This window comes from Paenibacillus sp. FSL R5-0378 (assembly GCF_038009285.1).
GTDB classification, from domain to species: domain Bacteria; phylum Bacillota; class Bacilli; order Paenibacillales; family Paenibacillaceae; genus Paenibacillus_AQ; species Paenibacillus_AQ favisporus.
Genome location: NZ_JBBPAY010000001.1, coordinates 1,336,378 through 1,361,660 on the forward strand (window position 1 = coordinate 1,336,378; position 25,283 = coordinate 1,361,660).

Consider the following 25,283-nt stretch of genomic DNA (forward strand, 5'->3'; position numbering starts at 1 on the left):
GCTACGGACTAGGGAGGGTGGACGTAAATGAATAACTCCATGATCAGCGCGATGGTATCCATGAATGCGCTGCAGCGGAAGCTGGACGTGATCGCGGATAACATCGCCAACATCGATACGGACGGTTACAAACGGAAGGACAGTTCCTTCGAGGACGTGCTGACGACGGTCACGCAGCAGCCGGACGGCTTCAAGCAGAACGGACGGGTTTCCCCGCTTGGATACAATAACGGTTTTGGCATGCGGATGACGGAAGTCACCCGGGATATGCAGCAGGGACCGCTGAATCAGACGGGCAATCCGATGGATCTCGCCATTGAGGGCACGGGCCTGTTTGCGGTCGAAGCGAACGGACGCACGGCGTATACCCGGGAAGGCGCATTCCATTTTGTGCCCGATCCCGACCCTGCCAAGCTGGATAACATGGTGCTGGTCAACAATCAGGGGTACTTCGTTCTGGATGCGGACGGCAAACAGATCTCCGTTGCGAATGATGCCAAGGTAGCCGTTGATAAGGACGGACGCCTGATGGTGTCGGATGCGACCGGGACAAACGCCGTGACTACCATTCAGCTGGCATCGCCGGTCCGCCCGGATGCGCTGGTGCAGATGGACGGCAACCTGTTTGTCATTCCCGCCAACCTGACGAAAGCTCAGGTGTTCGGCAACGCCCCTTATACCGCAGCCGCCTCCGGGACAACCATCCGTTCGGGATATCTGGAACAGTCGAATGTCGATTATGCACAAGAAATAACGGATATGATGCAGGCGCAGCGCGCTTATCAGCTATCCGCCCGGGCACTGACATCCAGCGACACGATGATGAATCTGGCGAACAATATCCGTGGATAGGAGTTCTGCAATGAGTGAGAAAACCCAAGCAGCTGGCAAAGCGAAACCGGCCGTGCGGAAGACGGCAAGATGGAGAATCGTCATCCGCTGGATGATTCCGCTGTTTTTGCTGCTCGCTCTGGTTGGCGGGATGACCTTCGGTTATGTCTTTATCGGCAAACAGAGCCTGTCCGACGTGTTTCAATGGAAGACTTGGCAGCATGTGATCGATTTGGTATTTGCGCCCTGACGGGGCGCCTAACCGCTGACTTTTGACAGAAAACTCCTTCCATTCGGGAGTTTTCTTTTTTTGCTCGGAAAATGTATAATGATGGGGGACTTGCGAAGCCCGTACAAAAGGGCCTCCCCCGTGCCGTTCATCAGGATCGGCATACCGGAGAAAGGCCCCTTATCTGAACCTTCACTTCTGCAGAGGGTGAAGGATAGTTTAGTTTTTTCCGAAATCTATGGATTTTATGCAGTATAACCCTTGAAAGTTGCGGTGATTCGCCTATTTGGAAGGAGTATGAGAGACGTGCTTAACGTGAAAGAAATTCAGGAGATCATCCCGCACCGGCCTCCGTTTTTGCTGGTGGACCGCATCATCGAGATGGAAGTGGGCAAGCGTGCGGTCGGGATCAAGAACGTTACCATTAATGAGCCTTTCTTTATCGGCCACTTTCCGGAATATCCGGTTATGCCAGGCGTGCTGATCACCGAAGCGCTGGCGCAGGTTGGAGCAGCCGCTATTTTGAAGGAAGAGAGCAACCGGGGCAAAATCGGCTTTCTGGCCGGTCTCGACAACTTCCGCTTCCGTGGACAAGTGGTGCCTGGAGATACGCTTCGCCTCGAGGTCGAAATTACCCGCCTGAAGGGAAGCATCGGGAAGGGACACGCTGTAGCCAAGGTCGACGATAAAGTCGTCGCGGAAGGCGACATCATGTTCGCCCTGTCCGACCCCGCACAATCTTAAGTACCCATCATTCTTATTATGGAAAGGAGAAGCAGTAATGACACAAGAGCTCAGCAATCAAGCAAGTGAAAATGTCAAGCAATGGCTTCAAGATCCTTCTATAGATGAAGAAACGAAACGGGAGCTCGAAGGGCTGTCCGATCAGCCGCTGGAGCTGGAAGACCGTTTTTACAAAGATTTGGAGTTTGGCACAGGCGGCCTCCGCGGCGTGATCGGTGCAGGAAGCAACCGCATCAACCGGTACACCGTCGGCAAGGCGACGCAAGGATTTGCACGCTACATACTGGAGCAGCACGGTTCGGCCGAAGGCACGCCTTCAGTAGTGATCGCCCATGATTCCCGCCACTTCTCGCCGGAGTTTGCGCTGGAGGCCGCTCTGGTGCTTGCAGGCAACGGTATCACAGCCAAGCTGTTCCCATCCCTGCGCCCGACACCGCAGCTGTCGTTCAGCGTGCGCCATTTGGGAGCGACCGGAGGCATCGTTATTACGGCGAGTCATAACCCGCCGGAGTATAACGGGTACAAGGTGTACAACGCCGAGGGTGGACAGCTCGTCCCTGACGAAGCGGAGAAGGTCATCTCTTACATCCAGCAGGTCGATTCCTTCGCTGCGGTGAAGCGGCTGGATCAGCAGGAAGCGGAAGCAAAGGGGCTGCTCGTGTGGCTCGGCCAAGAGGATGACGATGCGTTTATCCGCACCGTAGCCAATGTCAGCGTTAACCGCGAGGCGATTGCTTCGACGCTTGGCAAAGATTTTAAAATCGTCTACACGCCGCTCCATGGAACGGGAAATATTCCGGTCCGCTGCGTGCTGGAGGAAGTCGGCTTTACGAACGTGCATATCGTAGCGGAGCAGGAGCAGCCGGACGCCGAATTTTCCACCGTGAAATCTCCGAATCCGGAAGAACGCGAAGCGTTCACGCTGGCCATGAAGGTAGGGCAGGAGATCGGTGCTGATTTGTTGATCGGAACCGACCCGGATGCCGACCGCATGGGTGCGGTAGTGAAGAACCAGGCAGGAGAATTTGTCGTATTGTCCGGTAACCAGTCCGGGGCACTCATGATTTATTATTTGCTCAGCCAATTAAAAGAAGCAGGCAAGCTGCCAAGCAACGGGGCGGTCATCAAAACGATCGTGACCAGCGAGATGGGAGCGACGATCGCCGAGCATTTTGGGGCGGAAGTGTTCAACACGCTGACCGGCTTTAAATACATCGGGGAGAAAATGACCCAGTTCGAGAAGACCGGCTCCCATACGTATCTGTTCGGATACGAGGAGAGCTACGGATACCTTGCGGGCAACTATGCCCGCGATAAAGACGCCGTATTGGCCTCGCTGCTTATCTGTGAAGCGGGTGCCTACTACAAGGCTCAAGGCAAAACGCTGTACGAAGTGCTGCAGGAACTGTATGAGCAGTTCGGCAACTTCCAGGAGAAACTGGAGTCCCGCACGTTGAAAGGCAAAGACGGCCTGGCCCAAATCCAGGCGAAAATGTCCGATTGGCGCAGCAACCCGCCGCAGACGGTGGCAGGAAAGACTGTTACGCAGGTGCTGGATTATTCGAAAGGGCTGGACGGCCTGCCGAAGGAGAACGTGCTGAAATATATGCTGGAAGACGGTTCATGGTTCTGCCTGCGCCCATCGGGGACAGAGCCGAAGATCAAGGTATACTTTGCCGTGAGAGGCGATTCTCTGGATGATGCGAATGCGCGGATTCAGAAATTGTCGGATGAAGTGATGGCAAGGGTTGACGCCTAACATTTAAGAAATGGATATTCCGGGAGGCCGCGTGTTCGAAGAAGAACGCTGCGGATTCCCGGAGTTATTATGAGGAGGTACTTTTGGTGCATCAGAAATGGCAGCGTTGGAACACGGCATCCCGCAAATGGCTGTGGATTCTCGTCGTGCTGGGCATAATCGCCGCAATTCCGGTGATTTATGACCGCTACCGGACGGAGTCATCTTCCAATAACGTAGAGTTGGTGTATAACTATCGCGGACTGGTGGAGACGGCTTCGTATCAAGCCCATCCGGAGGAATACCTTCAGCAGCAGCTGGATCAGCTGAAGGCGGCGGGCGTGACGAGCATGGCGATGTTCGAGAGTACGCTGGACGATTTTAAAAAATCCCGCCGCATCATGATGTTTAATGCGGGGGACGTCGCCTCGATGACGAAGAGCGTCATCCCGACCAACGATAACTATACCTATATTCTGTTTACGAACGAAGAGAATGCGGGACGCTTGTCTCCCCTGATCGAAGACACCTTTACGGGGATCGGCATCGGCGTCAAGCCATGGGAATTCAACGGGCAGAAGGGCCTGATTCTGGAAACTTCCCCGGAGGATGCCGTGCTCAAGCCAATGCAGCCAGATCCGATTGCATTCGAAATGCTGCGCAGCAAAGGATTTAACATCGTGCCGCGGATGTCCGACAGCCTTCCTTACAACCAGGAAGCGATGGACAAGCTGCTGGCCTACTATCAGGCGAACGGCGTCAAACGCGTATTGTTTGAGGGCGATTCCGTTAAAGGCTTCAATGACAATGAGGATATGAACAGCCTGCAGGGCTTTGCCAACCTGCTGAACCAATACGGGATCGGCATTGCGGCCATCGAGAACCTGAAGCAGCCGCAGAAGGGGTTGTCCAAGCTGGCCTACGATACGGATTACAACGTAGCCCGTCTGTACTCCCTGAGCGACCGTGATGCTGCGGCGCTGAGTCCGGAGACGATCGCCGACCGGTTTGCGCTGGCGACGAAGGACCGGAACATCCGGATGCTGTATATCAATGTCGCTCCATCCCGCAACGTAACCAAGGCCACGATTACCGACTCTGTGGAAAATATCGTGAAAACCTTGCAGGAGCCGGGAAATGCCATCAAGCAGATGGAGAACAACGGCTTCAAAATGGGACAAGCGGGAGCATTCCATATTTATGATTCGGCCGGACAGCGTTATTTTAAAATGGTTGTCGTGCTCGGCGGGGTTGCCTTCGTTGCGCTCCTTGTTTCTTACTTTATCCCGGCACTGACCCTGATCGCGTTTGTGCTTGGGTTAATCGGCAGTGCAGGACTGTATGTCCTCAAGCCGACGCTGTTTGAGCAAGCGCTGGCTCTGCTCGTGGCCATCAGCGCACCGACGATTGCCGTGCTGCTGGCGGTCAGAAAGCTGAACGAGATGAACGCGGCCAATGCCGGGCTTACGTCTGGACGCCGGTTGGCTCATGCGGTTGTGACTTATATCAAGACGGCGATTATTTCGATGAGTGCGATTCCTTTTGTCATCGCGCTGCTGAACAACATCACCTACAGCCTGGTGCTGAATCAGTTCCGCGGCGTCAGCCTGCTGCATTTGGCCCCAATCGGTCTCATCGCGATTTATGTCGTGCTGTACCGCGGCGGCAAACCGCTGCAGCAAATCGGTAAATTATTCCGCACTCCGATTACGCTGACCTGGGTAGTGGCAGCAGGGGTCATTGGTGTGTTAGGCTTATATTATCTGAGCCGCACCGGCAACGGGGGAAGCGTCAGCTCGATTGAAATGACGTTACGCACGATTCTGGAAAACACGTTCCACGTTCGTCCCCGGAACAAGGAGCTCGTTGCACACGCGCTGTTCCTGCTGGGCATTTTCGTGTCGCTTAGATACCGCAACGTCGTTTACTTGATGATCTTTGCGGTAATCGGCCAGCTGTCGATGGTGGATACGTTCGCGCATATCCACTCGCCGATGAAAATTTCGTTCGTTCGTGACCTGCTCGGTCTGGGTCTCGGATTTATCTTTGGCCTGATCGCCATTGGCGTATGGCAAGTACTGGAAGGGTGTTGGAAACGATGGGTACCACCTCTCAGAAGACCGTAGTCATCTCCGGATACTACGGGTTCCGGAACAGCGGGGATGAGGCGGTGCTCCAATCGATCTTGACCGCTCTGGTGGAGCGGGGGAAGGCAGCCGGCGTTTCGATTCGGCCGGTGGTTCTCTCCATCGATCCTGAGTGGACCAAGGCCACCTACGGCGTGGACGCGGTACACCGGATGAAGCTGGGCGAAGTGAGACAGGCGCTGAAGGAAAGCTCGGGCCTGATCAGCGGCGGCGGCAGCCTGCTGCAGGATGCCACCAGCCCCAAGACGATCCCTTATTATCTCGGGGTGATCAAGCTGGCCCAGTGGCTGAAGAAGCCGGTCTTTATCTACTCTCAAGGGATTGGGCCCGTCAACCGGAAGCTGTTTCACCCGTTCATCAAAAGCGTATTTAACAAATGTGAATATATATCGGTTCGGGATCAAGAATCGGCACACCTGCTGGAGCGCATGGGGCTGGGCTGGAACCGGGTTCAGGTCGTGCCTGACCCGGTGATGGGCCTGACGACCGGCGACAAGAAGCCGGAATCGCTGCAGCAGGACGCCGAACGTCCACTGCCGGTAATCGGCATCTCGGTCCGGTATTGGGATCCGGAGCGCCGGGAGCTGCAGGCGATGGCCGACGGGCTGAGCAAGCTGTGCCAGGAGCAGGCGGTGCATCTGCGCTTCCTGCCTTTCCATTTGCCGGACGATGTGAAAGCATCGCAGGAAATCATCGACCGGATGAGCGATGTATCCGCGAGCGGCAGCGTCGTGTCGGTGTCCCATGATGCGGTACACCCGCAGGAGATGCTGGCCGAGGTTGGCCGCTGCGACGTGGTCATCGGCATGAGGCTGCACAGCCTCATCTATGCCGCGAATCAGCTGGTGCCGATGATCGGCGTGTCCTATGATCCGAAGATCGATAACTTTTTGAAGCGGCTGGATCTGGAGCCTGTAGGGACAAGCGCTTCGCTGGCGCCTGAGGCGCTGAAGAGCGAGGTGTCCCGCCTGCTGAGCGAGAACAGCCTCTGGCAGGAGGCGAACCGCGAGCGCATCGCGGTGCTGAAGGAAGAGGCGCAGGCTCCGGCGCAGCATATTATTGATTTTTTGCAGCAGCAATAAAGGATAAGGTGATTATAGCGTGAACCAACCAAGCCAAGTGCCCACGGTGCCGATTTTTGGCATCCCGGTGAGCCGATGGGGCATGACCGATACCGTTCAATATTTAAGCGGACTCATCCAGTCGGGTGAGCGCCGGCCGCATCAGATCATTACCGCCAATCCCATTATGGTGATGACGGCCCTTCAGGACCCGGCTTACATGGACGTCATGAGGGGAGCCGATCTGCTCGTCCCGGACGGGACGGGCGTGGTATGGGCGGCGGATAAGGCCGGCTCGCCCGTGAAGGAACGCGTTGCAGGTTTTGACCTCCTACATGAATTGATGAAGGTCGGAGAAGACTATCACTGGAAAGTGTATTTGCTCGGCTCGACGTCCGAAGTGATTCAGGCGACGGCGGAGCGGTTACATTTGCAGTATCCGGGGATTCAAATCTCGGGATTTCGTGATGGCTACTTTTCCCAGGAGCAGGACGCCGATGTGATCGCGGCGATCCGCGAAGCGGAGCCGGACATTCTGTTCGTGGCACGCGCCGTAGATACGCAGGAGCCTTGGATCGCGCGTTACAAGGAGCAGCTCGGCGTACCGGTCATGATGGGCGTCGGCGGAAGCTTCGACGTCATTTCCGGCAAGTCCAAGCGGGCTCCCAAGCTGTTCCAGCAGCTGCGGGCGGAGTGGTTATACCGCCTGCTGAAGGAACCGACGCGAGCCAAAAGAATGCTTGCGCTGCCGAAATTCGTAGCGAAAGTGCTGCGGGATAAAGAAAACCTAACAAAACCCAGATAAAAAGATGAAATCGTCTTGAATAACCCGATATTTTGCGAAAAAACGGGATTGGTTTTATTTTTCGATCAGAGTATAATTCAATCCGGTAGAACAATTGGGGGTTGAACAATCACATGTTAATGCTAGCCATCATCGGATGTATCGTGTCGCTCATCCTGGCACTGGTCCTGACGCCGCTCGTCAAGAAGCTGGCGGTGAAGATCGGAGCCGTGGACGTACCGAATGCCCGAAAAGTGCATACGCGAATTATGCCCCGGCTTGGCGGTTTAGCCATATATCTTGCTTTTATACTAGCCATGTTCGCAGTGCTACCGTTTGTCGCCGATCATTTCTCAATGCGGGATTCGAACTTTATTAAGGCATTCCTGCTGGGCGGAACGCTGATCGTGCTGATCGGTGCGCTCGACGACCGCTTCGAACTGTCGGCCAAGGTGAAGCTGCTCGGACAGATCATCGCTGCATGCGTGGTCGTGTTCGGATTCGATATCAAAGTGGACTTTGTAAATATTCCTTTTGCTGATAACTATTCTTCGCTGGAAAACTGGATTTCCATTCCGCTGACCATCATTTGGATTATCGGCGTAACGAACGCCATTAACCTCATCGACGGTCTCGACGGCTTGGCAGCCGGCGTATCCGGCATCGCGATCGGCACCATCCTCGTGATGTCCCTGCTGATGGGCAACATGATGGTCGCTATGCTGTGTCTCTTGCTTCTCGGCGCCATCGTCGGATTCCTGTACTTCAATTTCCACCCGGCCAAGATTTTCATGGGGGATACGGGATCGCTGTTCCTGGGCTTCTGTCTGGCGATGCTCTCTCTGCTTGGATTCAAGCAGATCGCGATTATCTCGTTCATCACCCCGCTGATCATCATCGGCGTGCCGCTGTCGGATACGTTCTTTGCAATCGTCCGCCGCTGGATGCAGAAGAAACCGATCTTCGCACCGGACAAGGGCCACCTGCATCACTGCCTTCGCGAAATCGGCTTCAGCCACCGCCAGTCGGTGCTGATCGTGTATGGTATCGCCGCGTTCTTCGGCGTCCTGGCGGTCATCCAGTCCTCAGCGGCGATGTATGAAGCGAACTGGGTCACGTTCGTCGTGATCTGCATCATGATGTTCTTCCTGCAAATCGGCGCAGAGATCATCGGCCTCGTCGGCAAGACGAAGCGGCCGATCCTGAATCTGATCGCCCGGCTGCGGATGAAGGTTAGTGAGAACCGTCATAATTAGGGTAAGATAATAAGCGTTGTGCAATTATATATTGTTAAGTGGAACGTCGCACCTGGGGGTGCGGCGTTTTTTTGTGCCTTCTATTTTTCAAGGGGGGACTTTTTTTCTAGTTTCACCTAAAAAATAGGAAGAAAGTATCCGATACAAAGAATAAGAGAATCAATTGGAATTTCCAGTCATGATTACCGGAAATCTCACAAAAGTTAGGCGAAAAGGAGAGATCAAACATTTATGCACCGCACTAAGAAGACGTATGTCTGGATCATGCTTATGGCATTGATCGTTTCATTGTTTCCTGCAGGTTTAGCTCAGCCTGTACATGCAGACCCGGGAGCACCCGCAACCTACTTTATTCCCGATGATCTGGTACTCCGGCAGACTTCACTGTTAACCACCGATAACTCGGGCACGCAAATTAACCGAACCAACGTATATGTTTCCAGCATCTCTACACTGGACGTAACCGGTGTATACTCCTATGTCAGTGAGAATACGCTTAAAGCAAAAGTCGAGCAGTTGAGCTCTAAAACACTGGCAGATGGAACCATTGAGTGGGTGACGGATCCGACCCATTTTAAAGATGGAAATATTGTAGCAGACACCTCGTCGACAGCACAAAAATTTAAAGCGAATAAATTGCCACTCTTCTCAGGCTTTAACAAGATCACATTCTCAGGTTCGCAGAACGGGATTACTCGTACAGACGTATTTTATGTGCTGTATGATCAGATTCCTTATGTGACAGATTTGAAGATGACTGGAACCAGCCTCGGAGAGGTACCGCTGAATGAAGGCTCCGAAGCGGTTTCGGATAAAGAAATGATTTCAATCCAAGGTGAGGTCCGCAATGCAACGGACGTAACCGTATCGGTAAATAATGATGCGACCCTCACTTCGACACTGCTGCCATCCGGTAAATTCTTTTCATCAGGTTTGAAGCTTACCCAGGGCTTAAACGTTCTTACCATTAATATCAAGAATGGTTCCGACACCATGTCGGTGACCCGGAATGTTTATTACTATAATAAGAAGAGTCCGTTCGTTAGCCTCAATCTCAGTTACAACGCCAAGAATTATTCTCTACTGAATAACGTGCCAACGGTTACAGACGGCTCAACCGCAGGTACAGGGATTGGCCGGTTAACGTCTGTCGTCCTGGTGGAGGATACAGGCAATACTTTCAGCAGTAAAGGTTCCGTAACGATCGACGGTAACCCTCCAACAAACCTTACCATTGACAAGGATGTTCCAATTCCTGCTCCAGATGGGGTAACGCCAGCTTACCGTCTGGTAACGATATCTATGGATACACCAGATATGAACACGAAGACAAGTTATCGGCTTGGAGTGGCTTACGGAAATAACAGCAATTCTTATGATATCGCTTATAAATACATGGCAGGTGTCATCGGGATTGACGACATCAAATATTTGAAGGGGTATGATCCTTCCAAAGGTCTAGGCAGCGCAAGTCAACTTCCATTGAGTGAAGTGGACAGCAGTACATTTTATATTTTGGTAAAGGCAGACCAGGACCTTACAGGAAACCCTGACCTTCAGGCGGAGTATGTACCGAGTGGCCAGCCAATCGACGTTAGTTATATAGATGTTGGTCCAAGCGCAGCCCAGAAAATTTACAAGGTAACAGGGCTATCCAGCGGACAGCAAAAGGTACAATTCCATTTTAAAGATTCATCAGCCAACTATCCGGCTACGATTTCTTATGCGATCAAGAATAACATTTATATTGAGAACGTGAGAAACGGCCAAGTTTATGAAATGGACTCCAGCAACAAGAAGACGATCAATGTGAAAGGTGAATACCGTGATTTTGACAAGCTCGAGAAAGCTGAGCTATTCATCAACGGGATTGCCAGCAGCAAGGTGGACGTTACGTTTGACGTAACCGATGCGAACAGAAAATTTGATCTCGATTTAGCCGTCGATACGGAGGGACCACTCTACTATGGAGAAAACAAAATCAAATTTGTCGGTTACTCTAAAGACGGCAGAGGAAATACCACTACTGTTTATACTGAACTCCGTATTTACATTGTCGATACGAATGTAGCCAATATTACGGTATTCCGGCCGACGCTGTCCCTGGAAACACCTGCGTCATTTAACGGGTTGGATTTAACTCAGCTTACGGATAACTCACGGTTAAATGAAATTACCGCAAACTCGCCGGAGTTTGTATACAACAACGATAAATACGAAACAACACAACTGAAATACAGCCTGGTGATTCAGGGTAGCGGTGCCAAATACGTTAACTTGAATCTGGGGACACAAAAGTTCTTTGCATCTTCGAGCAATTCTGATATTGACTTAACAGATACAACAATGCAAACGACCAAAATTATCAGAAGCTCGTTCCAGTACAACAACCAGACGCTGTACTATGATATGGCGATTCTGAATGGTAAGTTTGTGCTGCGGATTAACGACATACCGTTTGAAACGCTGGGCAGCCAAGTGTACAACCTGGAGTTGATCAACAGCACAGGTGCGCGTGCCAATCAGCGTTTGGAGCTTACCCGCGTGGCTGAAGCCTTCCGGATTCTGTCTCCAAAAGCAACAGTCGACAATCGCATTGTGGTAAACAAAAACTTTGTTAGATTTGATATCGAAGCAGAAGGTGCAGACAAGGTCATCATCGGCAAGGAAGAAGCAACCAAACGTCAGGATATGAACAACCGCTTTGTCCTTGATTATGTAGGGTTAAAACCGGACAAAAACAATACCGTTAAAATTCAGGTTGTTCGTGGGAAAGATACCATTACTCAATCAATTGATATTTATTACACCGGAACCGTCGCGGTAAACTCTGAGTTTATGACTGAGAAACCGGCTACCAAATATACGGCCTTTAATAAAGCATTGTCCCTTTCCTTCCCGAAAGGAACGGTCCTGACTTCTGCTAACGTGAATGTAGGGGAAGTGGCCAAATTCTATCCGGACAATAAGCTGCTGTTCGGTATTGCCGATCCGAAGGACGGCGTGGTGGAAAGAAAGAATGATTACGGTAACGTCATTAATATTAACAAGGATGATCGGACTCCGCAGGGAAATACCGTGATTCCACTGGCTGAGGATTTGCTTGAGCCGTTTACATCCATGATCGCAAACTATAACTTTACTCGGGTATCCGATATTTACTGGATCAGCGGTGGTCTTGGTGAGCATGGCAACGTGAACTCCGCGGATTATATTCCGCCTTCCAACGGACTTCCGCCGCATGCTTACGAATATCAAAACACAAAATACAATTTTAAGGAATCTGCAGAACTCCAACCTGACCGTAAGATTGTTCCATCTCAGCGTGGTACACTGACTCTTGGTTTCAACAAGAGCGTGGTGGATGAAGCAGGTACTACAGTCACGGTGTTCCGCTTCACGGACGACGCAAGGTGGGAGAATGTCGGTGGTATCGTGGATACCAAAAACAATACCATTACGGTGCCATTCGATGATTTTGGTTATTATGTAGTCATGAAACAAAGCCGCGGGTTTGATGACATTACCAAGCATCCTTGGGCTCGTAACATCTTGAATGCCCTCTATGCAAAAGGCATTATGGTTAATGTTCAATCGAGTGTCTTTGGTGCGGACGATTTAACAACACGCGGGGAATTTGCAACTCTGTTGGTTAAAGGTCTTAACATTCCTCTAAACTTTGATAAGAACGTACAAACGTTCTTTGATGTGGATCCGGCTGCTAAGACGGACACGTGGGATTTCGAACATATCGAAACAGCGGCAAGAGCCGGTATTGTTACAGGCATTGGAGAAGGCAACTTCGGTGTATTTGAACCGATCACAAGAGAAGATGCTGCCGTTATGGTGGCACGAGCCATGAAACTAAAGCTTGCAGCTAACGATGATAAGCTTAAAGCGACGTTGGACAAGTCATTCCTCGATTCTGGCAAGATCGGTATTTATGCACGACCGGCCATTGTGGCCGTAACGAAAGCCAAGGTGATGTCAGGTGAAGCTGTTACGCTTCCAGGCCAGAAGAAGGCTTCATACAACTTCAATCCGCAGGGCAGCATGACCCGTGCAGAAGCAGGCAAGATTGCAGTAGAGCTATTTAAGAAGAGCTCCAAAATCTTCCCGGCAAATTTAAGCTAATCGAATAAATGTAAAGCCCCTTGGTCCAATGATTAGGCTAAGGGGCTATCTTTTTCCATTTTCAACTCTTTGTAATTTGTCGGAAATTAGGATACAATGGCGTAGAACGATATTTTATCTTAGAGGGTGAAGGCAATCTTATGAAACCGATCTATTCGAAGGCGCAACTGGATTATTTGAAAGCGAAGACCAAATTTGAGAATAAAGCTAGCATTTTGGAGAAGAAAATCGAAACCACTCGGAAAACGAGAGAAATTACGCAAGAAGTAATGGAAGGTCTCGTAATGGAGACCGGATTCCATGATGCATATAATGAATTGGTCATTTCCGAGAACGAACTGATTGAATGGTCCCATTCGACAATCAAACATGATAAGACTTATCGTGAGAACAAGCAGCCGATTGAACAAATGTACGAGAACCTCAACACAAGCCCGGAAATGCGCGCTCAGATCATTCAGCTGGCCATGAAAATCCGCTAATATTTTTTGTAACCTTTGACTCATTGTTTCTATAAAAAAGGATTCCTCTGGAAAGAACCCTGAAAAACCAAAAAGATATTGTAAGGATGAACCCAGTACCGCTTTCGGTGCTGGGTTTGTTGTATTCTAGAGGCGCCTCGGATAAATCGCCATCTTCTTCCTGTTCTATGCCTGAGGTGATTCGTTTGTAAGATCACCACTACGGCACTTTGAATTCACGATTACAGATCGCCTAATATCAAGTAGATACGCTTAGGAAATTCTAAGAGGGAATTCGGAAAACTATCGCAACCATGCATTAACAGAGCCATTCTAATTCGCATCTTTTATTGGTGAGAATAGTCGTTTTTTAAAAAAATGGCAAATAAATGAAAAAATAACTTCCCTAAAACGAGGTTATATTGTAAAATTGTGTTATAAATTCCAAAGAGGGGGTCAAAAGTAAACAAAAGGTGGAATGAAATATATAGTCAAACAGTTAGGAAGGTACCGAAAATAGGGATCGGAGTAACAAGTTCAAAAAGATCGCCTCATTATAGCAAGAGGGTATCGTGCACCAGTGAATGAAGTGGCTTTTCGAGTTCTCTGTATTGGAGGAAATGAAATGCAGCCTGAACGCCCGCCTGATGGGCACAGACGATTTTTAAAACAATTTTCAGAGGAATTTAAATTAGGAACGTATTTTCCCGAAAACTTGACCTTGCTCGCCAAGTCGGAGCCTGTCTCCTTCCAATGGCTTCGAGAGGCGGTACACGGTTCTGTCGTGTTCTTCGTGAGCGCTCGTTGCTCGGCCTGCCGTATGGAGCCGATTCAAGAGTTCGTGAAGAGGTACGGAGTTTTCCGTTACTGCATTTTATTTGAAGGAAGCCGGGAAGAGCTAGAGTTGCAGCGTGAAATCTATGATTTGGACACTCCATGCTATCTCTGCGATACCGTTAAATTACAAGGTCAGCTGAAAGTGAACATGATTCCTTTTGCCCTGATTTTGAATAAGATCGGACAAGCAGTTAGCGCCGGCATCTTTAACGACTATGAGAAGCTTGAGCAGCTCGCTGCCCCGTTGATCCGTGTGTACGAGCGAAGTTCTTCAAGAATATGAAAACGTTCGCAAACACAATTAGATGTGCTGGCCAAGCCTTTTTTAAGGTATATCGATTCAATAAATCAATTGTTCTACTGTCTCTGTTCATATCTTTAATGGTGGCCTTGCAGTCAAATATCAATATTTTTTTAAGCAAATGGATCGTAGACCAGCTCTCCGCAAACAACTTGTACAGCCTCTTGGGAAGCATTGCTCTCCTCATTACTTTTCAACTCGTGCGGCTGGTGTTAGAGTCATATTCCACACTTAAGAACGGGCGGATGCATATGGAGTTTGCCGTTCATTGTGAGAACGACTTGATTGATCTCGTCGCTAAGACTGAACTACTGGATAAAGAGCATCCCCAATATACAGGCGATTTCTCTTATTGGTCTTTTATTAACGGGAAATATCTGGAGTCATACACCACCGTGACCCAGCTTGCCAAACAAAGCTTGATTGCGGCGATAAGTATGGGCTATCTGCTGTACTATCACCTCTACATAGGTTTGCTAGCACTACTCGTCGGTACGTCGAAGGGGATCTACGATCTTTACGCTGTTCAGCGAAGAGCAGTCATCAACGAAAAATTGATGAGACAAGCACGTGTGTATCATTATTATTTCGATTTATTGACGGGCTCTCAAACGCAGAAGGAAATGACACTGTTCCAATTGGTGCCCTACTTCCGACAGAAGTGGATGCGCAAGAAGAATGAAGCCAACGCGTTGTCTATGCAGCTCGAAAAATTAAATCTCAAAAGACAAGCTTCCGGTGAGCTGCTGTCCATTATCAGCTCAGGCATTGTTATCGTTATCATCGCGATTCTTATTTTTAGAGGTTCGCTTACGATCGGAGATTATGTAGCTATCACGATGGCACTAACGATGACGGAAGGGAATATTACGATGATGTTCGTTTCAATATCGAGACTGACTGAAAATGCCGCTCATATCGAGAGACTGCACAAGATTGAAAATGATGTGCATGCCGCCATCCACGAACCAGTTCAGAATGAGCTCAAGCCCTTTCGCTTCCAGGATAAACTTCGGATCTGCAACCTCACGTTCCGTTATCCCAATCGGGACGAGCCTGCGCTGACGGACATTAACGCGGAGATTGGAAAAGGCGAGATGATCGCCATCCTAGGGGAAAACGGATCGGGAAAATCTACTCTTATTAAGATGCTGCTTGGCCTTTACCGGAGTGACAGTGATTCCATCTTTTATGACGGTGTGAGCATTCGTCTGCTAGATCGGAGTGGGATGTGGAGTAAAACCAGCGCTGTCTTCCAGGACTATATCAAATATATGACTGACGTAAGGGATAACATCGCAGTTGGAAATGTGGCTGAGGTGCACAATACGAACAAGTTGCATTCGGTGCTCGCAAAAGTAGGGCTTTCGAAAACATTTGAACATGGACTCGAAACCAAACTGGGGATGCTCGAGGATAATGCGGTCAACCTGTCTGGCGGACAGTGGCAAAGGCTGGCTCTGTCGCGCGTGTTTATCTCGGACAAGCACGAGTTGGTCGTTTTTGATGAGCCGACCTCTGCCCTCGATCCAGTCAGCGAAGTCCGGATGATGAATGAAATGCTCGAGCATTGCCGCGGCAAAACCGTGCTCATGGTTTCTCACCGTGTTGGGATCGCTCGGCGGGCCGACCGCATCTTCGTAATGGAAAGCGGGAGGATTGCTGAATCCGGAACACACGACGACCTGCTTCGCGAGCATGGGTTATATCATGAAATGTGGCATCAGCAAAAGCAATGGTATGACTAATTTATGTGAAAAGAGGGAATGGCGATGTCGTTAAACCGTAAGTCGGGCCGATCTGCTGACAGTGGCCCACCGATTGGATCCGAGCTATCGGCCATGCCGCCTCATAGCAAAGTGATTGGAGAGTCGTTGCTGTCGGACTCAGAAACTACAAAGGTGTTGTTGTTCGTCTCCATGCACTGCACGCACTGCATCGATTTGCTCCCGCATATCGATGCGATGACGCAAAGGAACCCATCCTTTTCCTTCCAACTTATTTCTACGGGTGATGAGGAAGATAATCGAAGTATGGTCGAGTATTTTGGGTGGGAATTCCCGGTTTGCTCTTTGGACCAGGGTGACATGGAGGCATATTTTGCAGTGACTTATCTTCCCTTTATGATCCTTGTTGATGAGTCGGGGAAAGTAACCGCCAAAGGGGTCGTTTATAACGCAGATGAGTTCGAGCAGATCGTGAAGGATTACGTCCGCCATGCATCGGCTTGATGCGGATATGCCGATTTCTACATCCGAAATAGCGCATTTTCTCATGAAAGGAGGTGAAAACCTATGAGCTGTACTGATCCTAAGTGTCAAGTTGTATTGAAAAGCGAAGAGTTCTGCTACGTAAGCCCTTGTACTTCTGGCGGTAATAGTTATCCTAAAACCATGCAATCCAATAAACTTCTTGGTTGCGAAGACGGAAGTACTACAACATGTAATCAGCCAAATGTCGGCTGCTGCTACTAAAATCATTTGAGGAGGGGGATAGCCCCTCTTCTCTTTTTACTCTTTTTAAGTACAGGGGGAATGCTTCCTGAATGCACAACTGATCGTTTGCGACCGAATTACAAGTAATGAACAATGGAGAGGACATGAGTTGGGAAGGGTGTTGAATCAACTGACGATTCCCGTACTGCCCTATGCTTTAGACTTGCACATCCTATTGAAAATATTTGATTTACGACAGTCAGTGGATACCTATCTTGTCTTCACTAATCACTGTGGAGAGCAGCTTGGTAGAACGACAACGACTGTCCTCAGGAATTACAGAGGGGAAAATCAAGTACCGGGCGTCGATAAAGACTATGTTGTTACGCTGGTGATAACAGAACCGGGAATTGTCCATATCAGGTGTTTCGCCGATGGCGAAGAAGCGGCTTGGTATCCGTTAACGATTCGAGTGCTGGAGGAGGAGAATCGTGTTCCCTGATTTTTTGAAAGAAAAAAGTCTGGTACTGGGGTGAACGAATATGACCAGCGCGATCGCGCATGTTCTGGACTTGGTAATTTCGGTTTTATTTTTCCTGCCCTTTTACATGAAACTGCGAAGCTTTGAAGGGCTAAAGGTAGAAATATATTCCTATGGAGTTTTGCCGGCTTTCCTGCTGCCCTTGGCGGCGATCACCGTATTGGTTGTGGAATTTTTGCTGTTTTTATTTTTTGCGACTGGCTGGGCTGACGGCTGGAAACATCTTATGGGGATAGGTATGCTGGCTGCTTTTACTTGGTTGACTTGGAGAAAGAAAAAAAATACGGGTGTTGGCACTTGTGCTTGCTTTGGCAATATCGGTTTCCTAAATCGGTTCCCGATTTATCGAAATTTTGCGCTTATGATTTTTTTGCTAATCGATGCAAGCTTCAACCGGGAGCGGGGAGATGTTTACTCGATGATCTATTCGCTCGTTTTTGTCATGGCACTATCCTTTTCGATTGAGGTGGTGCAGCTTCTCCGAAAAAGAAATGAGGCATGACTATGTTCAATCTATTTTTCTTAGGTACGATGTTATGGCTCGCGTTATGTATAACAGTGGTTGCACGTTTAAGAAGAAGGGAGCGTCGGATAATCCAGGAACAAATCCTACATATCGGGCAATTGGCTAATGAAACGAATGGGCTGGTATTATTTTTGGATTATACTTCACCGGACTTCAAGGAAATCGATGCACTATTGATCTCAGAGATGCCCAACAGAGCTACTATTGTTTTCCAAGCCCCCGAATGGTTGGTTGCGGCAAAAAGGAAAAAATGGGGGAGGCACTGTGTATTGGATGCGAGTAGCCTGAACGCGCAATTATCCGGCTGGAACACTACCAGGGTAGTAGTGGATAAAAGTGGCAGCTATAATATATTTTACGAGGTACCTGCATATATAAAGTTAATGATTCAACAAAAGACAGGGCGTATAGGGTTGTTAAGGAGTGCTCGGCAACAGAGTGAAGAACAATGAGCAGCCAGCTTGATACGATCTATCCGTTGGAAAAGGTTCAGGTTGGCACGAATAAAGTGAGCCAAACATGCACGTTGCAGAATGTTTGTTGAAACTGGAGCCGTCCTATAGAATTAATAAGGGGCCCTTCAAAAAGCTGAAGTCCCTTTTTTATTTACGAATAAGTGTGTTTAGTGTATTAAGAATTTAACGATGGGGGACATAAGCTATCTTCCCAAGAAGGCTCGTTGTGTTTGTAACAAAGATAATTTTTCAAATAAACACTTTTGCTGTTCTTCACCAGGCGCCATTTTTTTACATGTTTTGAGTTTAAAACAAGTGAGACATGCTTAATAGTTAACCACATATCACCTGCACAAGCACCTGATGAGCAAATGTACCATAACCACAACGCAAACCCGGAAATGCGCGCTCAGATCATTCAGCTGGCCATGAAAATCCGTTAATATTTTGTAACCTTTGACTCATTTACATCGTCCAACAAGGTGCCAATCGGCGCCTTGTTTTTTGTTTTCCTTGTTTCAAGCAAGTAAGGAAAGGTTAATGTTTTCCAGATATTTCTTGGACAAACAGGGCTTTTGACGGCTTTTTTAAAGGGCCGGTAACAATTTTGAAATTTTTTTAAAAAAGGTGCAACTTTTTAGAAACACGCGCGTCTAAGATGTAGAGTCATTTATGATGGGTGCTTAACCAGCATTACCCTCCGCAAGAAAGATGTCTATTTTTTAGAAAAATTATCTTTACGGCTTGTGGGGCCCATTGTATAATACTTAGGTAGGATTAGGAATCTACTCTATTTTTGTCGCTTTCATTCAAATGTTTACCAGTTTCTGTGATATCGTCACAGACATCATTTATATGAACTATGCTCAACTCGGGAAAGGGGGTGCATTGGCTAATGAGTAACACGAGCTACCCATTTAAAGAAAACTCTAATGTGATGAATGTTCAAGGAGGAGAAAAAAAGGTTATGAAGAAAATTTTGACAGTCGCTCTGTCTACAGCAATGGCATTCTCCATGTTTGCATCTGTAGCATTTGGTGATACTGCAGTAACTCCGCAACAAAAATTCGACGCTCTGGCAGCTAAAGGGATTTTCAACGGCTACCCAGACCAACAAGCTCATCTTGAAAAAGAAATGACTCGCGCTGAGTTCGCGAAAGTCATCACGAAGCTTCTTGGACTGAAAGAAGTAACTGGAACTCTTTCTTACAAAGATAAAGGTTACGACGCCAAGAACTGGGCAGTACCTTACATCGAAGCAGTAACTGCTGCTGGTATCATGCAAGGTCAAGACAACGTGAAGAAAATCTTCAACTACAACGGAAAAGTAACCATCCAAGAAATGGCGACTGTTCTGACTCGTGCGCTGAAACTTGAAATCCCTGCAAACCCTAACAACAACGCAGCTGACTGGGCTAAAGGATATGTTCAAGCAGCAATCGACAAAGGCCTCATCTCTAAAGATGCTAACTTCAAAGCAAACGCTAGCCGTTCCCAACTGGTTGAAGCTGCATACGCAATCGACCAAGCGGCTAACATTACTTTCACTTATAAAGTAGTTGACCCAAGCAATGTTGAATTCACACTTTCTACTGGTGAAGTAGTAAAGGTTAAACTTGACAAGCCGCTTGAAGCCAACAAAGAAACTGAAGTGAAATTCAAAGATGCGGCTGGCAACGAGTACACTGCAAAAGTGACTTGGGCTGTAACATCTGCAACTAAAGTTGATTCTGCTTCCGCAGCCAACTTGAAGCAAGTAGTTGTAACTTTCGACGGAACACTTGATCCTGCTTCCGCTGGAAACAAAAACAACTACGTTGTCGATGGCAAAACGATTGACAGTGTTACTGTAGGTGCTGACAAAAAATCGGTAACGATTCTCTTGGCAGAAGGCAGCACGTTGACTAACCAAAAGCAAACTTTCGTTCAAGTGAACAACGTGAAGAGCGAAGGAGCTGCTAAAACTATTACTCAAAAGGTAGAATTCACTGCCCTTGACGTAACAGTTCCAGAAGTTCAATCCGTTACTGCACTGGGAACTAAAGCGTTCAAAGTTAAATTCAGTGAGCCGGTTCAACCAACTGATTTGATCTCCAGCAACTTCCGCGTGGACGACAAAACAATTGCGGCTAACGTGAAATACGCTTACCCAGATACAGTAATCGTTACAACTAATCTTTCCGAAGGTCAACACACTCTGCGTGTAAGCGGCGTGAAAGACTATTCCAACCTGGCTGTAGTTCCAGTTGCCAAAGACTTCACGGTAACTCAAGATACTACTGCTCCAAAAGTTGTTTCGACTTCTTCTTACGACCTGAAAGAAGTAACAGTTGAATTTGATGAAACAGTTAAGAGCGTATCTAGTGCCTATGCCAATGTTTCTTCGATCAAGGCTGATAGCATCACCATCAATGATAACAAAGTGACTTTGCACTTCCCGCAAGCGCTGAGCTATTCTGAGAACACAGTTCATATTGCTGGCGTAAAAGACTACAGCGATAACTCTGGTGATGTGGATGTAACAGTTACACCTTCTCTGGATGTAACTCGTCCGACTGTAGTAGCTACTGCTGTATCTCAAGAAAATGCGAATGGTGACTATGTTGCCGAAGTGCAATTCAGCAAAGCTGTTAACAAAGATGATGCTCAAGACCGTTCCAAGTATGTATTGAAAGATTCTGCTGGTAACGTTGCAAAAGTGAGCGGAGTTAACTCTAATGGTAACCCAATTCGTCAACCACAATTGAGCACTGACGGTAAAAAGGTAACTATCAACTTTGGACCAGGACTTGCTAACGACGACTACACATTGACTATCTCTGGCATTAGAGATACATCTTATGTAGGAAACGTTCTGCTTCCTTACACTGCAACATTGTCTGTGAAAGACGCTGTGTTTGGTCAAATTAACCGCGCTTGGTCTCAAGGACAATATGTATATGTTCAATTCAACAAAACATTGAGCACTAGTGGTGCTGGTAATGCTGCTGATCCGGCTAAATACACAATCGACAACAAGCCATTGACTTATAATGCTTCTGATGTTGAGTTTGTATCCACTGATACAGTTCGTGTATTCGCTCGTAACTTCAGTGTTGCTGAATTGACGGCTACTCCACTTCCTGTAATTACTGCAAGTTACATTCAGGATGCAAACGGAAACTACCTGCGTTCTTCTGCAGTTAATGGTGGTTATAATCTGTTTGCAACAATTAATGGAATTAACAAAGCAGTTCAAGTTGAAGGAACTGTGAAAGCTAATAGCATTAACGAAGTGTCTGTTTCTTTCAACGGACCATTGAATTCAGTAGATGCTTCCGAATTTGTTCTTACTGATACTGCAAATGCGAATGCTAAATATACTGCAACTGATTATTCGCTGAGTGCAGATAATAAAACAGTTACTTTGAAATTTGGAGATAAAATCCCAACTAATTTCGCTGGTACTCTCGCTATCAACGGTTCTGTAACTCGCGATTCCTTTGGTAATGTTGTCAATGTTCCTACAGTTGCAGTAGCTAATAAAATCAAACCAGAATTCTCTAAGTTTGATACAATTACTGCTGTAAAAGGCGCTACTGAAACAACATATACTATTCCAGTAGTTGTTACTAAAAATGTAGATGCTGCTTCTGTAGCTAACAATCTGTTCACTGTTAAAATTGGAACTTCCGATACTGAGGTAATCAGCGCGACTGCTGCGAACAGTAATACAATCATTGTCAAAGCAACAGTTGAAAATTCTGCTACCGGTGAAGTTTATGTTAAATTTAACGGGGATGCAAATGCTGATAGCAAAGCAGTAGTTGATCATGTTGATCAAAACGCACTTGCTGGATTCGAGAAGTATAGCCCAGCAGTAACTGCTACTCCAGCAGATACTACTGCACCAACAGTAACTGCTCACTCTGGTCAATTGCCAGTTGGTACTACTACTCTTACATTCAGCGAACCTCTGGATGCGACTTCCAAAGACGCAGTTAAAACTGCTATTGAAGGAGCAGCAGGTGCACAAGGTGCGACTGTAGCATTTGATACAACTGGCAAGGTTGCTACTATCACAGCAACTGCTGTATCAACCTACGCAGCCGATGTAACTGCAGTTGTTTCTGATGCAGTTGGTAATAGTGCAACAGTAACTTTGATTGATCTTCCGTAAGTAACAATGAAGGTAAAGAAGTCTAGCGTATGCTAGGCTTCTTTTTTTATTTATAAACTAATATGTACAGACAACAATGGAGTTTAGTAGAATCTTTGGTATAATTATTAGAATATCATTTGACAGGAGGTCCCTCATGAAACCCATCACCAAACTATCCCTTACCGTGATCATTCTCGGCGTAGGTGTAGCCCTTGGCTCCATCTTTGACATCACCGCCCAGGGCGCAGGTGTTACGGGCCAAGCAGGCACAGCCGATGATCCGGTGGTAACGAAGAGCTACGTTGACCAACAGATCCAAAAAGCGTTGGGCGGAGGAGCAACAACGCCTACCAATCCAACGGCACCAACGGATAGTGGAAACAACAATTCAGGGAATAATAATTCATCCTCTTCTAGTGACCAAGTGACCATCGTTACCGTAAAACCAGGCGAGAAGCTGATCGCTGCTGCCGGTGCCGAGTTTATCGTCCGCAATGGACACGCTGTTATCTACAGTGCCGACTCCAACGGTGTCGCTGACCTTACGGATGGCAAAGACGTAACCAATGGACAGGCAGTCGGAAACAACCATCTGATGTCCTTCCCGAGAGCCGGACGCGGCATCATGGTGCAAGACGGCGTGAAATCCAGCCTGACGGTTATGGTTCGTGGCGGTTATTCGATCCAATAATCGCCCTACATAAGCTTATTTTTGCCAGAAGTAACAATGATTTATACGTCTAAGGACGGCCGGATGACAAATACTACTCTTGCAAGACCATATTTGCAGGAGGTGTATCCATCATGGCAAGAAGCAATCGTAAAGTGGTACCGGAAAGCCGGAATATGCTGAATCAAATGAAGTACGAAATCGCTGCCGAGTTTGGGCTGGGTGCGGCGTACGGATCTGCAGGATTTAACGGTGCGGACACCGAGTTTGCATCCGACCTGGGTGAAGCTGGAGGCGTTGGATTTGGCCGTGTGTACGGGGCTCATCTGACATCCCGGGAGAACGGTTCGGTGGGCGGCGAAATGACGAAACGCCTCGTTCGTCTGGCGCAGCAAAACCTGCTGTAACCAGCCATTTCAACGATGATTAGAGAAGCACTTATGAGCTTTTTTCGAGGCCCATGTTCCCTCTGCATTGATTGACATGGGTTGACAAATACGTTAATATGACATACGAGGATTGTAGAACAACCTTTTCCTTTGCGGAAAAGGTTCATTTTTTGTTTAGAACTTATCTGCCGTTGTTATAATACCCTTATAGGAGGTTGATACAATGTCTGTAAAAGGACGTCATCTGTTCACATCCGAGTCCGTTACGGAAGGACATCCGGACAAGATTTGCGACCAGATCTCCGATGCGGTTCTTGACGCTTTTCTGGAAAATGATCCGAATGCCCGCGTGGCGTGCGAAGTGTCGGTTGCGACCGGCCTGGTGCTCGTCATCGGTGAAATCAGCACGAAATCCGAATATGTGGATATTCCAGCAATTGTTCGAAATACGGTGAAAGAAATCGGGTATACTCGGGCCAAATATGGCTTTGACTCCAACACGATGGCCGTGTTGACATCGCTCAACGAGCAATCGGCTGACATCGCGCAAGGCGTTAACGCCGCTCTGGAGAGCCGTGACCCAGCACAGGTCGACAAGGAAACCGAAAACATCGGTGCCGGCGACCAAGGTCTGATGTTCGGTTTTGCGACCAACGAAACGCCTGAACTGATGCCGCTTCCGATCGCGCTGTCTCACCGCATTGCCCGCCGCTTGGCTGAGGTGCGCAAGAACGGTACGTTGGACTACCTGCGTCCGGACGGTAAAACGCAGGTGACGATTGAGTACGTGGATGACAAGCCTGTCCGTGTCGATACGATCGTCGTTTCGACGCAGCACTCGGAAGACGTGACACTGGAGCAAATCCAGAAAGACGTGAAAGAGCAAGTCATTCTGCCGGTGGTTCCTGCTGAACTGCTTGACGCCGAGACAAAGTATTACATCAATCCTACGGGGCGTTTTGTCATTGGCGGACCTCAAGGGGACGCTGGTCTGACAGGACGTAAAATTATCGTCGATACGTACGGTGGATATGCCCGTCATGGCGGCGGTGCTTTCTCCGGTAAGGATCCGACGAAAGTGGACCGTTCCGCAGCATACGCAGCGCGTTACGTGGCGAAGAACCTGGTCGCTGCAGGACTGGCTGACAAATGCGAAATCCAATTGGCTTACGCCATTGGTGTAGCGACGCCGGTATCGATCAACGTCGATACGTACGGAACGGGTAAAGTGAGTGACGAGAAGCTCGTTGAGCTGATACGTGCCAACTTTGATCTGCGCCCAGCCGGCATCATCCGCATGCTGGATCTTCGCCGTCCGATTTACAAGCAAACCGCGGCATACGGTCACTTTGGCCGTACCGATGTGGATCTGCCTTGGGAACGTGTCGACAAAGCCGAAGAGCTGCGTGCGCAAGCCGGTCTGTAACTGAAACAGTTTTTTATAATAGAAGAAATTTTTTTAACCTCAGTTTGGCCAGATGGCCAGGCTGAGGTTTTTTTGCGTGCCTATCACCTAGCGTTTCTAGCCATGACTAAACTTCCTTCCAATTTATACCGACATAGAAGTATAAGCGTGTGCCTGTGAAAAGAGTGCAATATGCCT

Annotated in this window: 20 protein-coding genes; all 20 read left to right on the forward strand. The window is 48.3% G+C overall.

Annotated features, from left to right (window positions below; genetic code table 11):
- Nucleotides 1-27 precede the first annotated feature (27 nt).
- Nucleotides 28-852 (forward strand): flagellar hook-basal body protein, encoded by an 825-nt coding sequence (locus MKY74_RS05930; protein ID WP_076174649.1) that lies wholly within the window; start codon nt 28-30, stop codon nt 850-852.
- Nucleotides 853-862: 10 nt separating this feature from the next.
- Complete coding sequence (locus MKY74_RS05935; protein ID WP_076174647.1) at nt 863-1,081, forward strand: DNA-directed RNA polymerase subunit beta; 219 nt, start codon at nt 863-865, stop codon at nt 1,079-1,081.
- Nucleotides 1,082-1,366: 285 nt separating this feature from the next.
- Entirely contained in the window at nt 1,367-1,804 is a 438-nt protein-coding gene (fabZ, locus tag MKY74_RS05940) for a 3-hydroxyacyl-ACP dehydratase FabZ (RefSeq protein ID WP_076174644.1), read from the forward strand.
- A gap of 37 nt (nt 1,805-1,841) precedes the next feature.
- Nucleotides 1,842-3,563 (forward strand): phospho-sugar mutase, encoded by a 1,722-nt coding sequence (locus MKY74_RS05945; protein WP_076174641.1) that lies wholly within the window; start codon nt 1,842-1,844, stop codon nt 3,561-3,563.
- An 86-nt stretch (nt 3,564-3,649) separates the two neighbouring features.
- Nucleotides 3,650-5,668, forward strand: a complete 2,019-nt coding sequence (locus tag MKY74_RS05950; RefSeq protein WP_076174640.1) for a DUF5693 family protein — start codon at nt 3,650-3,652, stop codon at nt 5,666-5,668.
- Nucleotides 5,641-6,771 (forward strand): polysaccharide pyruvyl transferase CsaB, encoded by a 1,131-nt coding sequence (gene csaB, locus MKY74_RS05955; protein WP_076174639.1) that lies wholly within the window; start codon nt 5,641-5,643, stop codon nt 6,769-6,771. Before MKY74_RS05950 ends, csaB begins: the two co-directional genes overlap by 28 nt.
- 19 nt (nt 6,772-6,790) lie before the next feature.
- Complete coding sequence (locus MKY74_RS05960; RefSeq protein WP_076174638.1) at nt 6,791-7,555, forward strand: WecB/TagA/CpsF family glycosyltransferase; 765 nt, start codon at nt 6,791-6,793, stop codon at nt 7,553-7,555.
- A 113-nt stretch (nt 7,556-7,668) separates the two neighbouring features.
- Nucleotides 7,669-8,790 (forward strand): glycosyltransferase family 4 protein, encoded by a 1,122-nt coding sequence (locus tag MKY74_RS05965; protein ID WP_076174637.1) that lies wholly within the window; start codon nt 7,669-7,671, stop codon nt 8,788-8,790.
- Between the two features lie 231 nt (nt 8,791-9,021).
- The gene (locus MKY74_RS05970) at nt 9,022-12,924 is read left to right on the forward strand and encodes an S-layer homology domain-containing protein (RefSeq protein WP_076174636.1); all 3,903 of its coding nucleotides are present in this window, start codon (nt 9,022-9,024) and stop codon (nt 12,922-12,924) included.
- Nucleotides 12,925-13,064: 140 nt separating this feature from the next.
- Nucleotides 13,065-13,406, forward strand: coding sequence for a hypothetical protein (locus tag MKY74_RS05975; RefSeq protein ID WP_076174635.1), 342 nt, complete (start codon nt 13,065-13,067; stop codon nt 13,404-13,406).
- Nucleotides 13,407-14,010: 604 nt separating this feature from the next.
- A complete protein-coding gene (locus MKY74_RS05980) occupies nt 14,011-14,505 on the forward strand; it encodes a hypothetical protein (protein ID WP_076174633.1) in 495 nt (164 codons plus the stop codon).
- A 269-nt stretch (nt 14,506-14,774) separates the two neighbouring features.
- The gene (locus MKY74_RS05985) at nt 14,775-16,271 is read left to right on the forward strand and encodes an ATP-binding cassette domain-containing protein (protein ID WP_244169410.1); all 1,497 of its coding nucleotides are present in this window, start codon (nt 14,775-14,777) and stop codon (nt 16,269-16,271) included.
- A gap of 24 nt (nt 16,272-16,295) precedes the next feature.
- Complete coding sequence (locus tag MKY74_RS05990; protein WP_076174628.1) at nt 16,296-16,754, forward strand: TlpA family protein disulfide reductase; 459 nt, start codon at nt 16,296-16,298, stop codon at nt 16,752-16,754.
- Between the two features lie 385 nt (nt 16,755-17,139).
- Entirely contained in the window at nt 17,140-17,460 is a 321-nt protein-coding gene (locus MKY74_RS05995; RefSeq protein ID WP_244169409.1) for a hypothetical protein, read from the forward strand.
- Nucleotides 17,461-17,500: 40 nt separating this feature from the next.
- A complete protein-coding gene (locus tag MKY74_RS06000; protein ID WP_244169408.1) occupies nt 17,501-18,001 on the forward strand; it encodes a MauE/DoxX family redox-associated membrane protein in 501 nt (166 codons plus the stop codon).
- A gap of 2 nt (nt 18,002-18,003) precedes the next feature.
- Nucleotides 18,004-18,477 (forward strand): hypothetical protein, encoded by a 474-nt coding sequence (locus MKY74_RS06005; protein WP_076174624.1) that lies wholly within the window; start codon nt 18,004-18,006, stop codon nt 18,475-18,477.
- An 898-nt stretch (nt 18,478-19,375) separates the two neighbouring features.
- Nucleotides 19,376-22,639, forward strand: coding sequence for an Ig-like domain-containing protein (locus MKY74_RS06010; RefSeq protein ID WP_076174622.1), 3,264 nt, complete (start codon nt 19,376-19,378; stop codon nt 22,637-22,639).
- Nucleotides 22,640-22,775: 136 nt separating this feature from the next.
- On the forward strand, nt 22,776-23,312 hold the full coding sequence (locus tag MKY74_RS06015) for a hypothetical protein (protein WP_076174620.1): 537 nt from the start codon (nt 22,776-22,778) through the stop codon (nt 23,310-23,312).
- Nucleotides 23,313-23,425: 113 nt separating this feature from the next.
- Nucleotides 23,426-23,698, forward strand: coding sequence for an alpha/beta-type small acid-soluble spore protein (locus MKY74_RS06020; RefSeq protein ID WP_076174618.1), 273 nt, complete (start codon nt 23,426-23,428; stop codon nt 23,696-23,698).
- A 205-nt stretch (nt 23,699-23,903) separates the two neighbouring features.
- Nucleotides 23,904-25,106, forward strand: a complete 1,203-nt coding sequence (gene metK / locus MKY74_RS06025) for a methionine adenosyltransferase (protein WP_076174616.1) — start codon at nt 23,904-23,906, stop codon at nt 25,104-25,106.
- Nucleotides 25,107-25,283 lie beyond the last annotated feature (177 nt).

Excerpts from the sequence above, each read along its gene's own strand:
- MKY74_RS05930 (WP_076174649.1), top strand. The coding sequence starts at position 28 with ATGAATAACTCCATGATCAGCGCGATGGTATCCATGAATGCGCTGCAG.
- MKY74_RS05935 (WP_076174647.1), top strand. The coding sequence starts at position 863 with ATGAGTGAGAAAACCCAAGCAGCTGGCAAAGCGAAACCGGCCGTGCGG.
- MKY74_RS05945 (WP_076174641.1), top strand. The coding sequence starts at position 1,842 with ATGACACAAGAGCTCAGCAATCAAGCAAGTGAAAATGTCAAGCAATGG.
- csaB (WP_076174639.1), top strand. The coding sequence starts at position 5,641 with ATGGGTACCACCTCTCAGAAGACCGTAGTCATCTCCGGATACTACGGG.
- MKY74_RS05965 (WP_076174637.1), top strand. The coding sequence starts at position 7,669 with ATGTTAATGCTAGCCATCATCGGATGTATCGTGTCGCTCATCCTGGCA.
- MKY74_RS05970 (WP_076174636.1), top strand. The coding sequence starts at position 9,022 with ATGCACCGCACTAAGAAGACGTATGTCTGGATCATGCTTATGGCATTG.
- MKY74_RS05975 (WP_076174635.1), top strand. The coding sequence starts at position 13,065 with ATGAAACCGATCTATTCGAAGGCGCAACTGGATTATTTGAAAGCGAAG.
- MKY74_RS05980 (WP_076174633.1), top strand. The coding sequence starts at position 14,011 with ATGCAGCCTGAACGCCCGCCTGATGGGCACAGACGATTTTTAAAACAA.
- MKY74_RS05985 (WP_244169410.1), top strand. The coding sequence starts at position 14,775 with ATGGAGTTTGCCGTTCATTGTGAGAACGACTTGATTGATCTCGTCGCT.
- MKY74_RS05990 (WP_076174628.1), top strand. The coding sequence starts at position 16,296 with ATGTCGTTAAACCGTAAGTCGGGCCGATCTGCTGACAGTGGCCCACCG.
- MKY74_RS06000 (WP_244169408.1), top strand. The coding sequence starts at position 17,501 with ATGACCAGCGCGATCGCGCATGTTCTGGACTTGGTAATTTCGGTTTTA.
- MKY74_RS06005 (WP_076174624.1), top strand. The coding sequence starts at position 18,004 with ATGTTCAATCTATTTTTCTTAGGTACGATGTTATGGCTCGCGTTATGT.
- MKY74_RS06010 (WP_076174622.1), top strand. The coding sequence starts at position 19,376 with ATGAGTAACACGAGCTACCCATTTAAAGAAAACTCTAATGTGATGAAT.
- MKY74_RS06015 (WP_076174620.1), top strand. The coding sequence starts at position 22,776 with ATGAAACCCATCACCAAACTATCCCTTACCGTGATCATTCTCGGCGTA.
- MKY74_RS06020 (WP_076174618.1), top strand. The coding sequence starts at position 23,426 with ATGGCAAGAAGCAATCGTAAAGTGGTACCGGAAAGCCGGAATATGCTG.
- metK (WP_076174616.1), top strand. The coding sequence starts at position 23,904 with ATGTCTGTAAAAGGACGTCATCTGTTCACATCCGAGTCCGTTACGGAA.